Source organism: Morganella sp. B601, assembly GCF_051172335.1.
GTDB lineage: Bacteria > Pseudomonadota > Gammaproteobacteria > Enterobacterales > Enterobacteriaceae > Morganella > Morganella morganii.
On the sequence record NZ_JBPIZE010000008.1, the window covers coordinates 48,712 to 62,775 of the forward strand.

Below are 14,064 nucleotides of genomic sequence, written 5' to 3' on the forward strand. Positions count from 1 at the left end.
AAGTTTAGGTAGAAACCGCTATGAAACGCACTTTTCAACCGTCCGTACTGAAGCGTAACCGTTCCCATGGTTTCCGCGCTCGTATGGCCACTAAAAATGGTCGTCAGGTTCTGGCTCGCCGTCGTGCTAAAGGCCGCGCTCGTCTGACCGTTTCTAAGTAATAAAGCTAACCATACGTGGTTAAGCTCGCTTTTCCGAGGGAGTTACGTTTGTTAACTCCCGAGCATTTCAACTTTGTCTTCCGGCAACCACAACGGGCAAGTACTCCTGAAATAACACTTCTGGGACGCCGTAATGAGCTGGAACATCCCCGCATTGGTCTTACCGTCGCTAAAAAAAACGTTAAACGGGCTCATGAGCGCAATCGCATCAAACGGTTAGCGCGTGAATACTTTCGTCTGCACCAACATGAGTTGCCCGATATGGATTTCGTGCTTCTGGTAAGAAAAGGGGTATCGGAGTTGAGTAATCGCGAGATTACGGAAGCATTGGGTAAGTTATGGCGTCGTCACAGTCGCTTGGCGCACGCTTCCTGATCCTGTTAATCAGAGGTTACCAGCTGGTGATAAGTCCGCTGCTGGGACCACGTTGCCGCTTCACACCAACATGCTCGCAATACGGAATTGAGGCATTGCGCAGGTTTGGTATGATAAAAGGCGGTTGGTTAACGGTGAAACGCGTATTAAAATGCCACCCTTTACACGAAGGTGGTGATGATCCTGTCCCACCTAAAAATGATGATAACAGAGAACATTAACGATGGATTCGCAACGTAATCTTCTATTCATCGCTTTGCTACTCGTATCCTTCTTTGCATGGCAGACGTGGGAAAGTGATAAGACACAAGCACTTAACGCGGCTACTCAGGCAACGCAGCAGACGACAACGCCAAGTGGTGAAAGCAGCGGGCAGAACAAATATATTACGGTCAAAACAGATGTGCTGTCACTGAACATCAATCTGCGCGGCGGTGATATTGATGAAGCTGACCTTTTGGCTTACCCGGCAACCTTAAAATCCGCAGATCCGTTCCGTTTACTGGAAACAACACCTGAATTTGCCTACCAGGCAATCAGTGGTTTAACCGGTGTGAATGGTCCGGATAACCCGAATAATTACAAAGATCGCCCGCTGTATACCACTGAAAGCGATACATTTGTGCTGGCGGAAGGACAGGATGAACTGCGTGTTCCTCTGACTTTCGTTCTGGATGGTGTCACGTATGTGAAAACCTATACCCTGAAGCGCAAAGACTATGCCATCAGTGTTGATTACACCATCAAAAACGACACCTCCGCTCCGCTGGAAATGGCGTTTTTCGGTCAGTTAAAACAATCTGTGAATTTACCGGAACGTCTTAACAACGGCAGCAGCAACTTTGCGCTGCATACCTACCGTGGTGCGGCGTACTCGTCTGAAGACACTAACTACAAAAAATACAGCTTCAGTGATATCGAAGATAAACCACTTAACATCAACAGTAATGTTGGCTGGGTGGCGATGTTACAGCAGTATTTTGCGACAGCGTGGGTTCCTGAGAAAGGCACCACCAATAATTTCTATACGCTGTACAGTGCCAAAACCGGCGATGCATTCATCGGTTATAAGAGTGATGCAATCCGTATCGGGGCAAACAGCGAAGCGAAATATAACGCAACACTGTGGGTCGGCCCTGAACTGCAGAACGAAATGGAAGCTGTGGCACCACATCTGGACTTAACCGTTGATTACGGCTGGTTATGGTTCATTTCTCAGCCGCTGTTCAAGTTACTGAAGTTTATCCACAGCTTCATCGGTAACTGGGGCTTCTCCATCATCGTTATCACCTTTATTGTCCGCGGTATCATGTATCCGCTGACCCGTGCGCAATACACCTCTATGGCGAAAATGCGTATGCTTCAGCCGAAGCTGAAAGCAATGCGTGAGCGCATCGGTGATGACAAACAGCGCATGAGTCAGGAAATGATGGCGCTGTATAAAGAAGAGAAAGTGAACCCGCTGGGTGGCTGCTTACCGCTGATCATCCAGATGCCTATCTTCCTGGCACTGTATTACATGCTGATGGGCTCAGTGGAACTGCGTCACGCGCCGTTTATCGGCTGGATCCATGACTTATCCGCACAGGATCCGTACTACATCCTGCCGATTCTGATGGGTGCAACGATGTTTGTGATCCAGAAACTGTCTCCGACAGCGGTCACTGACCCGTTACAGCAGAAGATTTTCACCTTTATGCCGGTGATCTTCACAGTCTTCTTCCTGTGGTTCCCGTCAGGTCTGGTGCTGTACTATATCGTCAGTAACCTGGTGACTATCCTCCAGCAGCAGATTATCTATCGCGGTCTGGAAAAACGCGGTCTTCACAGCCGCGACAAAAAATAAGCCCGTGACCGGCGGGGAATCTCTGCCGGTCTTATAGTATTATTTAAAGGCGGTCATATTGACCGCCTTTATTGTTTATCACACGGTGAGAAAGAGAGACATGGTCATGAATAACGCTGAAATTCAGAGCACCGATACCATTGTGGCACAGGCAACTCCGCCGGGACGCGGCGGAGTCGGTATTTTGCGTGTGTCCGGCCCGCAGGCGGCACAGGTGGCTCAGATTGTACTGGGGAAACTCCCGAAAGCGCGTTATGCCGATTATCTGCCTTTCCGTGATGAAACCGGCAAAGTGCTGGATCAGGGGATTGCAATTTTCTTCCCCGGCCCGAACTCCTTTACCGGTGAGGATGTGCTGGAACTCCAGGGACACGGCGGGCCGGTTATCCTCGATTTATTGTTAAAACGTATTCTTCTTATCGATAATATCCGTATCGCCAATCCCGGTGAGTTCTCTGAGCGTGCATTCCTCAATGACAAACTGGATCTGGCGCAGGCGGAAGCTATTGCTGACCTGATTGATGCCAGTTCGGAACAGGCCGCCCGTTCTGCGATGAATTCATTACAGGGCGCTTTCTCCGGGGAAGTGCATCAGATGGTGGAAGCACTCACTAACCTGCGGATTTATGTCGAAGCAGCAATCGACTTTCCGGATGAGGAAATTGATTTTCTCTCGGATGGTGTGATTGAAGCTAAACTCGATACCGTGATTGCTGACCTGGAACGGGTTCGTTCTCAGGCGCGTCAGGGCAGCTTGTTGCGTGAGGGGATGAAAGTGGTGATTGCCGGTCGCCCGAATGCCGGAAAATCCAGCCTGCTGAATGCTCTGGCCGGACGCGAAGCTGCGATTGTCACCGATATTGCCGGGACTACCCGTGATGTGCTGCGTGAACATATTCATATCGATGGTATGCCGCTGCATATCATTGATACCGCCGGGCTGCGCGAAGCCGGGGATGAAGTGGAGCGGATCGGTATTGAACGCGCCTGGCAGGAAATTGCACAGGCAGACCGCGTCCTGTTTATGGTGGACGGTACCACGGTGGATGAACAGACCCCCGAACAAATCTGGCCGGAATTTATGTCCCGCTTACCGGCCGGTATCCCGGTCACCATTATCCGCAATAAAACCGATATCACCGGGGAAACCACCGGCATCACAGAGCGGAACGGCGATACGCTGATTAAACTTTCTGCCCGCGAAGGCCACGGTATTGATTTGTTGCGCGATCACCTGAAAACCACCATGGGATTTGAAGGCAACACCGAAGGTGGATTCCTCGCCCGCCGCCGTCACTTACAGGCACTGAACACAGCTGCAGAGCATCTGATCTCCGGTCACGAGCAGTTAGTGGTTGCCCGCTCCGGCGAATTACTGGCAGAAGAATTGCGCCTCGCCCAGCAGGCACTGAGCGAAATCACCGGGGAATTTACCTCCGACGATCTGCTCGGGCGCATTTTCTCGAGTTTTTGTATCGGGAAGTAAGCTGACAAACCCTAACACTGATTCGGTTTAACGACAGCTACATTCACTGCCTGTGCCTTACGCCGGGTAGGTAGTGTAATACAGACCAGACAGGTGAAAATCAGTACGACTCCGGCCCAGCCGGCAGCGGTGAGTTGTTCGCCGACAATAATGGCGGCGAGTGCGGCGGCGACAACCGGTTCCAGCAGTGTAATTGTGGTGGCGGTGCTGGCGGGAATACGCGCCAGCGCATAACCGAAACAGACATAGCCCAGAAACATCGGTACACAAGCCATGTAAATGCCGACTGCGGCGTTTTGCCACGAATCCAGGAATGGCGCGCCGTAAAGTGCTAATACCGGCATCAGCAGTAATCCCCCGATCCCGAAAATACCGCCCATAGCTGCCCGTGACGGAATGTTGCGCTGCATCAGGCGGCGTGCGGCCCAGGAATAAAGCGCATAAGTAAAGGCGGCGAGCAACCCCAGTATGACACCGGTCAGTGTGGCGGATGCATCCGCTGCGGCAATCTGTTCTGTGCCACCGGAAAGGGAAAGAAGCGCTATACCTGTCAGGCCGAGTACTGCACCGCTCAGCCAGCGCAGTGTCATGCGGGCACCGTCCATGATTATTTCAATAATTGCTGATAAAACCGGAGCTGTACCGATAGACACCACAGTACCGATAGTCACCCCGGCTAGTCGCATTGAGCCGTAAAAGGCGAGCGGATAAACGGCAACAGCAACGGCACCCAATAACAGCAAATGCCATTGCTGCCGGAAAGTGCCGAGGCTGCGGCGGATAGGGGTGATGGCAATCGCAGCCTGGAGCAACCCGCCGAAACCCATGGCGGCGGCACCGATAGCAACAGGACTGACATCCGGTGCGAAGGTGGCAGAAACCCCGGTGGTTCCCCATAAGAAGGAGGCCAGGATAATGACGGCAATTCCGGTAAAGTGGCCTTTGGGTGTCTGGATCACAGTGCCTCCAGCATGGTTTTTGCCATGGCGGCAGCCTGTAATACCCGCGCACCATGCTCTTCCAGCCCGGCGAGTACAATCGCACCTTCCAGTAAGAACGCCAGGTGTGCGGTCAGTTGCTCTGCTTTCGTGGTGTCTTCCGGCAGCAGCTGATAAAGATTCTTGCGGATAATATCAGCCACTTCAGATTTGTGAGCACACACTTCGCGGCGTTCCTCACTGCCGGCCGGAAACTCTGCCGCTGCATTCAGCAGGCCGCATCCCCTGAATCCCCGTTCATAGGCAAACTCAGCATGGTCGTGATAAGCATCAAATACCGCCAGGATCCGCTGTACCGGGGTTGTTGCCTGTTGCAGACGGACATCATATAACGCTAGCCATTCTTCATGCCTCAGCCGGATGTAAGTGGTCACCAACTCAGCTTTGGAGCTGAAATTGTTATACAGACTTTTTTTGGCGACACCGGCCTTTTTGGTGATCGTATCAATACCGGTTGCCGCAATGCCCTCGTTGTAAAACAGGATGCCTGCGGCTTCCAGTAAACGGTCTCTGGCACTGAGCCGGGTCTGTGTTGTGTCGGTGTCCTTCATCCGGAAAATCTCTTGTGACTAATAAGTAGGTAGACCAGTATACCTATTAATCAGATATGCACAAGAAACAATCACTGTTGTTAATACACGCAGCTGCTAAAACCCCTTATTCAGCTGAAAACGTAATGAGAATGTCACCCTCCGCTTTGCGCCCGGCGGCGGCGTACCGACAGCAGCAACCCTGATGACGGCATCCATTGCGGCGTTATCCAGTAATTCATAACCGGAAGAGCGGGTAACCACCGGTGCAAAAGGTTTGCCGTTATCGTCGAGTGAAAATGAGATGGTGCTGATCCCCCGTTGCCCGGCGCTGCGGGCCCGGCGGGGGTAATGTTTTTGCTCCTCAATTTTTTGCCGCAGCAGATTAAAGTAATCCTCCTGTGCTTTCCGGTTATCGGTTCCTGCGGTGGCAGAATTTGTCGGGGATACTGCCTGTCCGCCGGACTGCTGCTGTGTGGTTTTATCCTCTCCGGTATCTGCGGTGGTTGCTGTGGTAACCGGTTCTGATTTCTCCGCCTTTTTGTTCACCGCTTTTACTGCCGGTTTTGCTGATGGCGGTTTGGTTGTTTTCTCCGGTGTTTTCCGGCGGGCGGTTGCCAGTTCTGCCTGAGACGGTGATTCCTGTGGTGGTGGTAATTGTTCCGCTTCCGGCTCTGTTTCCTGATATACAGGTGCTGCATTCATCTGAATGGCAACGGAAACCGCTGGTGTTTGTCCCCGGTTATCAATCTGATGCTGTTGCGGGGTGGTCACCGGGGGGCTGCCCGTGATGAGCAGCCCGGCGACGGAGAAACACACACCGATCGCAGCAACAGAAACCATCTGCTGCCACGTTCCGGTTCTTTCCCGGGAAAACAGGAAAGGCGGATGCGGTAATGCTATTGCGCCGTACATAAATCAGAACCTCGCAGAGACATTGAATTTTACGGTCCGGCCCGGTGCAGGCATCATCGACCGGGTGAGCGGGTCGAGGTAATATTCATTGGTCAGGTTGGTGGCCGTCAGTTCGAGGGCAACATCCGGGGTGATTTTATATTTGGCATAAGCATCTACGGTCAGTACTGAATTCCATCGCATCGGGTAGTTATTAAAATTGCTGTATTGGTTAGGGACAATCGTCATCAGGCGTTTCTCCTGGCTGTTTTCCACTGCACTGTGGTAGAGCCAGCGGCTGCCGATTTCTAATGACTCCTGCAATAAACGCCCGCCGAGGTTAAAGGTCACAGAGTAGTGCGGCTGAATTTGGGTGCGCAGGAACCCGCCCGGATAACCACCGTCAATGCATGGCGGAATATCTTTCAGCCCGGTAGGATCCATAAAGGCATGGGATGTTTCATCACAGACTTTATTGGTGAGGTTATAGGTCACCCCCAGATCACTGAAGATCCAGCCATGATCATAACGGGCCTGGATTTCAATCCCTTTCAGGATCTGCTTATCCATTTGTGTAAAACGGAAATAGTTATCACGATCAAAGACATTATGGATATCCGTATGGAAATAATTCAGCCGGATATCTGAGTGACGGTCGGCGCGGAGCAGTGATTTCCCGTTAAAAACCACACCGTATTCCCGGGTTACAGCGCGTTCCGGTTTATAACGGTAACCGATATGCGGGGTAGAGGAACCGGAAAAGCCGACAGTATCCTCAAACAGGCTCGGCATACGTACGGTTTCCGCATAGCGGCCATACAGACGCAGATCATCGGTCAGATGAACCGAGGCAGACAACATCGGTGTCCAGGCGCTGGCCTGGCGGCGGGGTTTTTCTTTCCAGGTGTGAGTAACGGGTTGTTCCTCTCTGTCACCGTGCGAAATAGGGAGGTTATCATATTCATAGAGATAGGTTTCCTGCCCGGTATAGGGATCAATACCCCGCAATGCGGTATCGATATCCGGCCGGTCTTTCTGTTTCAGGCGTCCGTCACTGGTATCTACCGGCCAGAATTTTTTTTGGTGTACCATCATGCGCCCTGCTTTATTATCCGGGTTATCTCTGTAAATTACCGGCTGAAAAATTTTACCCGATATTGTTTCTTTTTCTTCCTGAGTCCATTCATTCCATTTGCCACTTAGTTGTTTTTTATAAGCCTGTGATTCTATTTCAGTCATATTCCGGAAATAATTCAGGTAATAACCGGTAACCTCATAGTCTTGTTTACAGTAAGGGTCTTTACGGGCGGCGCACTCGTTGGAAAGATCATCGACACTCCAGTATACGGTTTGTCTGCCGCCGGCACTGAGTGACAGCCAGGAGACAGGCTGCCAGTCCAGACTGACGGATTGCTGATATTCAAAGCGGCGGCCTTTACGGGCAGGTACAGCGAACATAAAGAGTTTATAGTTTTCCAGGCTGGTATTACTGTCCAGATGCTCAAACTGCATATTGGCGGCGAGTGTCACCGACAGTTCCGGGGTAAAAGCAAACTTATTGCTGAAATCCAGCCCGTAGCGCTGATTCTGTACATTCAGGGCAGCGGTGTTAATCAGTGTGCCGTCGATTGCCGTGTTGATGGTGCTGATATCCCCCTGTTTATAGCCGGTGTCCTTGTTTTTCGGGTAGCGCGGCCAGCCGCCGGCGGAGTTGGTATTGCTGGTGGTCAGAGTCGTCCACAGGCGGATATCTGCATCAATATAGGCAAGATGCGCTGGTTGGGATTTCAGGTGAAGATAACCGGCCTGTGCATGCAGGTCAGCCAGCGGCCACTGCGGAATAATATTATCCTCAGCGCGGATCCAGCCCAGCCGTGAAGGCATAATATCGCCGAAATCCGAGCGGGTATCGCGCCAGCTGAGTTGCAGCGCGTGGTCATCATTCAGATACCAGGTATTTTTTATCAGCCAGGATTCCGTTTTTGCTGATGTGTTGGGAACTTCATTGCCTTTACGGTAAATACGGGACACAAACGGCATATACGGGTCGTAAGTCATATTCGACATTTGCAGAATACCGATATCACTGTCAGACATTTCATCATTATAGTTTTCGCTGTGGCGTTTACCGGCAAAATAGTTGCCCCGGTCGCGGTAAGCATAAGCCAGTAACAGATCCATATTTTCCTGACGGGTACCTACTGCCAGACGCCAGGCATAATCACTGTTATTCAGTGCGGGGGCATTATCACGATTTTCCGGGGTTAAGTGGGTGCCGGGATCGTCAATAATAAACCAACTGAAATTCATATTATCCACAAGGCGGTAGTCTTCCCCGACCCCCAGATTGGGTATCCGGGCTTTGGTGGTGTTACTGCTGTTTTCCAGCATCAGTGCAGCACCAAACTGGTCACCGTTTTTCACCACGTCATCGATGGTGAGTGTTTTCATGGCAACACCGCCGCCTACCGAGGTTTTCAGGTACGGGTTAAGTGACGGACCTTTTTCAATCTCAATTTCACTGATCAGCATCGGGTCGAGGTAGTTACGGTTATTGGCACCGTTATAACCCCGGTACACCGTCACGGCCTGTTCGGTGCCGTCGATGGTGACCGGTACACGGCCCGGCCCCTGTATTCCGCGGATATTGACATCCAGCGCGTTACCATTGCGGGCATCACCGCTGAATACCCCGTTGGCGCCTTTAAGAATATCGGCGGCGGAGGCGCCTTTATAGCGCTCTATTTCTTCTTTGGTGAGGATCAGGGTGGAGACATTTTTGTCATAGATTTTATCTTTGGCGCTGTCAGCAGCGGTCTGTTCATTACGGAGCGTAATGTCGCCCAGGTGCTGATTTTTTTCCTCTGCTGCCAGCCCCGGCAGCGGAATAAACAACACGGGCAGAAGCAGTGTGACGGTTTTATAAGGATGACCTGATAATGGTGAATGCGAAGACATAACGATTCCCGGATGATAAAAAATAAATAATCAGAAAGGGTTAAAACAGCCGTTCAAAACGCAGCATGATTTCAGTCTGCCGGTAGCTATAAAGCCACGGTACAGAACTGCGGTTACGGGTGTGGATCAGTGAAAGCTGAGGTGAAATCTGCGCGAATGACGGCGGGTAGAGCGCGAGTGTTGTGCTGTACTGTCGGGTTAAATCCTCCCTGGCCTGGCGGTGTAACGGATGTGTATGGTGATAACGTTTACGGGTGTAAACGGCATGAACAGATTGGGACACAGATGGATGCCACAGGTAGGTCATGCCGGTATGCAGGGCAGCCGTCCGGTAATGTTTATAGGGATCATTTTTTTTGTGAACGGTGGTTTCTGCCTGTAAATACAGCGTGGCTGCCGGATGCGGATGCCAGGTTATCTGCGGTATCAGCTGATATTCGGTACCGTTATGTGAGTTCAGACCGGGCTGATAACGGTGCTGTCGCAGTGCCGCCAGTCCGCCCAGAGACCACTCCGGGCTGAGTTGCTGATTCAGATATGTTTGTAAGCCGTAAGCGGAGGAAAAACGGCGCCCGGCGGAAAAATGCTGCTCCAGCAGCGGAGTCAGTTGCCATAAAGTATGGCGATCCTGATAGTGATAACCCGTTTTAGCCGTCAGTGTTACGGTATTGGCTGCCTGATTCGCGGCATCATACCGCGTGGATACCCGGTAGTGCTGCGTCAGAAAATGCGAGCCGGACAGCTGTGTCAGCCTGCGCAGATCCCAGTCGCTGCGCCATTGCAAGACGGCATAGGGGATCTGCGGGATAAGGCTGGCATAACAGGAACCATCGGGGTTGTAGTGCAGGCAGTGTGCTTTCGGAAGCGGGGTCTGATAATAATTATCGGTGTAATGGCTGCCGGCACTGAGCAGTAATGACCAGCTGAGTGCCCGGGTGAGTTCGGTAATGGTGCGGGTAATCTCCGGATAGTGGGGAGAGGTCACCGGCAGGCGCTGACTCAGTTCCCGGAACAAAAGCAAGGCGTTCCCGATCTGGCGATCGGCCCGGTAGCTGCGGGCCAGTTCCAGTTGTGCGGCAAAGAAATGGGGTTTCTGTTGCAGAATGGTATTATATAACCCGATAGCAACCCCGGGGCGCTGGTTTAAATAGGCCAGTTTTGCCTGGCTGAAGATAATCAGTAACGGGTCAGCCTGATGTTCCTGCTGATAAACGGATAAGTAATGATAAATCGCTTTGAGGTTATTTTTCTTTAGTGAGAAATATAAATTTTGTGCGGTATTATTATTTTCTGAATGATTATTTTTTTGTATAGTTGCAGATACTGGTAATGAAAAAACAAGTAATAATAAAAAAAGAATAAATCCGTTAATTAACTTTATCTGCGACGACATAATTATACCCGCTAAACATCAGGAACAGATTATCTGTTCCTGATGAAATGTATCAATAATGAATCAGGACTTGGTTCCGCCGAACGCGATATTCTTTGCTTTATCGCTGCTGAATTCAGCATAACCGGCAATCTGCTGTGCATTGTCACCAAAGAAATGCCCGCTGGTCGTACCGCTGACAGTTGTGGTATCAGTACCGGTGGTGCTGACAGATGCAGATCCATTAAAGGCTGAACCACTGACAGCGCCGCTCAGGCCGTAGCTGAGATCGGTTGAGCTGAGAGAGCCGGTAAAGGTATTAGCATCAAAATCCGTGCTGAATGTGCCGTTGATCTGTTCACCGCTGCTGTAGCCGCTGAGTCCTTTAATGCTATACTGTGCCGTCCCTTCGGATGGCATAGCCGCGGTGATATCTTTCCCTGCGTAATAAGCCATATGGGAATCATCGCTGAAATCCGTACCGGAAACCCATTCACCGTAATAAATATCGGCATCGGCTATTTTGGCAAAATTAAAAGAGCCCATATTGCCGTGTGACTGCGGAGTGGAGGTGATAACAGAAACACCGTTATCGTTTGGTACTGCACGGTTGGGTCCCTGCAACCCGGCAAAGCTGACTTTCATTCCGCCGCGCATGCCGGAATAACCGATTCCCGGTTCTCCGCCCGGTGACGGATGTCCTTCACGCTCAGATGCAGCGGTGACACCAATAATGACTTTATTGCCGGTTGTTGGTGCAGCGGAACTGCCATAGCCCGCATCAGCCTGAGCCTGTACCGCGGAGAATGCGGCACACAGGGTAACCAGTGTCGCGAGCGGGGTTTTCATGTTGAATGTATTCATAAACTAAACTCCTTGTAATTTAATGAATGACCGGATGAGTGAAATGCCTTTTTCCGGTGTGATTGCCGGAAGCAAATAAACGATAAAGGAGAATGAATTTTCTGTAAATGAGAATTATTATCATTTGTTTGCAATGAGAATAATTTGATTAGAATGCTAATTAAATAACGAATTAAAAAATCACCATTTTTTATTTTTTGTGACAGATTTATTTCAAATATAAGAATGAAAATATGTGATGCACATTCAGAGTTTTTCTGTGCGGTAAACCGGGTTATTAATTCATATATATCATTAAACGTGATGGGGTGTTTTTTTCTTTTATTGATGGAGCGATTTTAAACGTAATAATAATGCGTTTAATTAATGGCTATTATCGCATTTGATTTGGTATTTATGTTTCATACTGTCCGGTGTTTTGGGTTGAACGGATAATCTGATAATGAAACAAACGCTGATATTTTTACTGTTAACGGTGCTGACCTGCGGATCCGCGTCGGCCACATGGCCGCAAATAGGGAGAAGTGATTTTTCTGAGCGTTATGAGGTGATTACCCTGACACCGGATATGCCGGTGCCCGGTGCGGCGGATAATGACCCGGCAACAAAAGGTTTGCGGCTGATCGGCCTGCGGCGTGACGGTAACGGGGAGTACACTGAGGTTACCCGGCAGTTTTCTCCGGGAGCGACAAAACATATCCGCTATAAAGGACGGCAGTACCGGGTGGCCGGGGATGTTTACCGTGCGGATAATCTGTCAGATACCGGACGCTGGGATAAAGGGCAGTCCGTGGTGACGGAAGAGTATTACGAGATTCTGGATAAAGACGGAAAACGGACAGGAAAGGGATTTTATTTTTCGTCGCGTGACCGCTGATGTAAGTATAAATAAGGTATCAGCAATAAAGGTTGTATTAAGTTTTCTGCCCGTAAAACCGGTAACATACCGGAATCACCCTGATTAGCGGAGAAGTACATGTCATCAGTCCGGATCCTCAGTGTTGCACAGTGTCATGAATCGCTGCTGGACAGCGCGGAAGCACTGGTTGCGGAACAATGGCCGTTGTTTATGTTAGCCAGTCCGGTTTCTGACCAGTACTGGGATGCACTTTATCGTGAGGAAAATTTGCCTTTTCAGCAGGTTGCGGTTGTAACCGTTGCCGGAGAGGAACAGGTCATCGGGCTTCTGAGTGCGATTCCGTTTTATTTTCCGGAAGATGCACCGCTGACTGATCTGCCGGATGAGGGCTGGGATGCGGTGCTGACACAGGGAGCAACCGATACCCGGAAACCGACATTTGTATCTGCACTGTCAGTGACCGTTGACCCGGATTTTCGCGGACGCGGTATCCCTGCACAGCTTATCACCGCGCTGAAAGCGGCCGTTGCACAAGCCGGGCTGAAGGGCGTGGTGGTTCCGGTGCGCCCTGCGCTTAAGGCACAGTATCCGTTACAGGATTTCGCGGAATATTGTCAGTGGCAGACCCCGCAGGGTGAGCCGTTTGACCCGTGGATCCGCACACATGTCCGGCTGGGCGGGCAGATTATCAAACCGGCTATGCGTTCGATGGATATTACATCCTCCGCTGATAACTGGTCTGAATGGACAGGAATGGCCTTTCCGCACGCCGGTCAGTATATTGTGCCGGGTGCGCTGGTGCCGGTTCAGGCCGATCCTGAAACGGATCGGGTCATTTACCATGAGCCTAACCTGTGGATCTATCATCCGCTGGCTGAATAGTCAGGGGATCAGCCGTTCAGGGTGGGTATAGATTGTGGCCCGCCCTTTTTTACAGAAGCCGGCCAATGTCAGGCGGCAGCGTTTGGCGGTTTCAATTGCCAGCGTGGTCGGGGCGGAAACCGCAAACAGAATTTCCGCGCCGCACTGCGCACTTTTCTGCACCATCTCATAGCTGGCGCGGCTGGAGACCAGCACAACACCATCAGTCCACTGTGCTTTTGCCCGCATACCGAGCAGTTTATCCAGCGCCACATGACGGCCGACATCTTCACAACCGCCCAGTAATTCACCCTGCGGAGAAATCCAGCCTGCGGCGTGAGTGCAGCCGGTCAGCTTTCCTATTTCCTGTACCTGCGGCAGCAGGCTGAGTGCCTCATCGAGGTGGCTGAGAGAAAAGGTCTGTGTGAAATCCAGCGGTGTGATCGGGCGGAAAATCTCGCTGATCTGCTCGGTGCCGCAGATGCCGCAGCCGGTGCGCCCGGCCATATTGCGGCGGCGCTCTTTCAGCCCGGCAAAACGGCGGGCGGATAATTCAACGTGGACTTCAAATCCGCCGTGGCAGGCATCCGTAATATCAATCCCGCGGATTTCATCAGCGGATTCAATAATGCCTTCGGAAAGGGAAAAACCGACCGCAAAGTCGTCGAGGTTTTTCGGGCTGGCCATCATCACCACATGGGAGATACCGTTGTACACCAGGGCAACCGGCGTCTCTTCTGCGACCCAGTCATTTTCATTATGCCCGGGTTTACTTTTTTGTTGCACATTTGTGAGATGCGCACCGCGAATTAGGCAATTATGTAACGATTCTATGGAATAAATGTCATCCATCAGATGAA

General features: G+C 51.0%; 14 protein-coding genes. 7 read left to right on the top strand and 7 right to left on the bottom strand.

The genetic code is table 11. From position 1 onward, the window contains the following. Nucleotides 1–20: 20 nt before the first annotated feature. The 5 genes from rpmH (at nt 21) to mnmE (ending at nt 3,868) form a co-directional block, all read left to right on the top strand. Complete coding sequence (gene rpmH, locus ACSBQN_RS17175) at nt 21–161, top strand: 50S ribosomal protein L34 (RefSeq protein WP_000831330.1); 141 nt, start codon at nt 21–23, stop codon at nt 159–161. Nucleotides 162–176: 15 nt separating this feature from the next. Continuing rightward, nucleotides 177–536, top strand: coding sequence for a ribonuclease P protein component (gene rnpA, locus ACSBQN_RS17180; protein ID WP_071592722.1), 360 nt, complete (start codon nt 177–179; stop codon nt 534–536). Further along, a complete protein-coding gene (gene yidD / locus ACSBQN_RS17185; protein ID WP_015422368.1) occupies nt 500–757 on the top strand; it encodes a membrane protein insertion efficiency factor YidD in 258 nt (85 codons plus the stop codon). Before rnpA ends, yidD begins: the two co-directional genes overlap by 37 nt. Before the next feature lie 2 nt (nt 758–759). Next, nucleotides 760–2,382, top strand: a complete 1,623-nt coding sequence (gene yidC, locus ACSBQN_RS17190; RefSeq protein ID WP_015422369.1) for a membrane protein insertase YidC — start codon at nt 760–762, stop codon at nt 2,380–2,382. Between the two features lie 121 nt (nt 2,383–2,503). Beyond that, on the top strand, nt 2,504–3,868 hold the full coding sequence (gene mnmE / locus ACSBQN_RS17195; protein WP_024473709.1) for a tRNA uridine-5-carboxymethylaminomethyl(34) synthesis GTPase MnmE: 1,365 nt from the start codon (nt 2,504–2,506) through the stop codon (nt 3,866–3,868). 11 nt (nt 3,869–3,879) lie between these two features. Here mnmE and ACSBQN_RS17200 read toward each other — a convergent pair whose 3' ends face one another. From ACSBQN_RS17200 to ACSBQN_RS17225, 6 genes are all read right to left on the bottom strand, one after another. Then, nucleotides 3,880–4,827 carry a DMT family transporter gene (locus ACSBQN_RS17200; RefSeq protein WP_201893632.1) on the bottom strand — a complete coding sequence of 316 codons (948 nt, stop codon included), beginning with the start codon at nt 4,825–4,827 and terminating at the stop codon, nt 3,880–3,882. Further along, complete coding sequence (locus ACSBQN_RS17205; RefSeq protein WP_036408887.1) at nt 4,824–5,417, bottom strand: TetR/AcrR family transcriptional regulator; 594 nt, start codon at nt 5,415–5,417, stop codon at nt 4,824–4,826. Before ACSBQN_RS17205 ends, ACSBQN_RS17200 begins: the two co-directional genes overlap by 4 nt. Nucleotides 5,418–5,513: 96 nt before the next feature. Further along, entirely contained in the window at nt 5,514–6,311 is a 798-nt protein-coding gene (locus ACSBQN_RS17210; RefSeq protein WP_024473706.1) for an energy transducer TonB, read from the bottom strand. Nucleotides 6,312–6,314: 3 nt separating this feature from the next. Continuing rightward, on the bottom strand, nt 6,315–9,248 hold the full coding sequence (locus ACSBQN_RS17215) for a TonB-dependent receptor domain-containing protein (RefSeq protein WP_354633041.1): 2,934 nt from the start codon (nt 9,246–9,248) through the stop codon (nt 6,315–6,317). A 40-nt stretch (nt 9,249–9,288) separates the two neighbouring features. Then, a complete protein-coding gene (locus tag ACSBQN_RS17220) occupies nt 9,289–10,641 on the bottom strand; it encodes a surface lipoprotein assembly modifier (protein ID WP_152696916.1) in 1,353 nt (450 codons plus the stop codon). A gap of 63 nt (nt 10,642–10,704) precedes the next feature. Next, nucleotides 10,705–11,484, bottom strand: coding sequence for a Slam-dependent surface lipoprotein (locus tag ACSBQN_RS17225; RefSeq protein ID WP_152696917.1), 780 nt, complete (start codon nt 11,482–11,484; stop codon nt 10,705–10,707). Nucleotides 11,485–11,926: 442 nt separating this feature from the next. Between ACSBQN_RS17225 and umoA the strand changes: the two genes are divergently transcribed. Both umoA and ACSBQN_RS17235 read left to right on the top strand, forming a co-directional pair. Continuing rightward, complete coding sequence (umoA, locus tag ACSBQN_RS17230) at nt 11,927–12,361, top strand: UmoA family flagellar biogenesis regulator (RefSeq protein WP_024473702.1); 435 nt, start codon at nt 11,927–11,929, stop codon at nt 12,359–12,361. A 99-nt stretch (nt 12,362–12,460) separates the two neighbouring features. Beyond that, the gene (locus ACSBQN_RS17235) at nt 12,461–13,225 is read left to right on the top strand and encodes a GNAT family N-acetyltransferase (RefSeq protein ID WP_024473701.1); all 765 of its coding nucleotides are present in this window, start codon (nt 12,461–12,463) and stop codon (nt 13,223–13,225) included. Here ACSBQN_RS17235 and fdhD read toward each other — a convergent pair whose 3' ends face one another. Then, complete coding sequence (fdhD, locus tag ACSBQN_RS17240) at nt 13,226–14,056, bottom strand: formate dehydrogenase accessory sulfurtransferase FdhD (RefSeq protein WP_024473700.1); 831 nt, start codon at nt 14,054–14,056, stop codon at nt 13,226–13,228. Between the last annotated feature and the right edge of the window lie 8 nt (nt 14,057–14,064).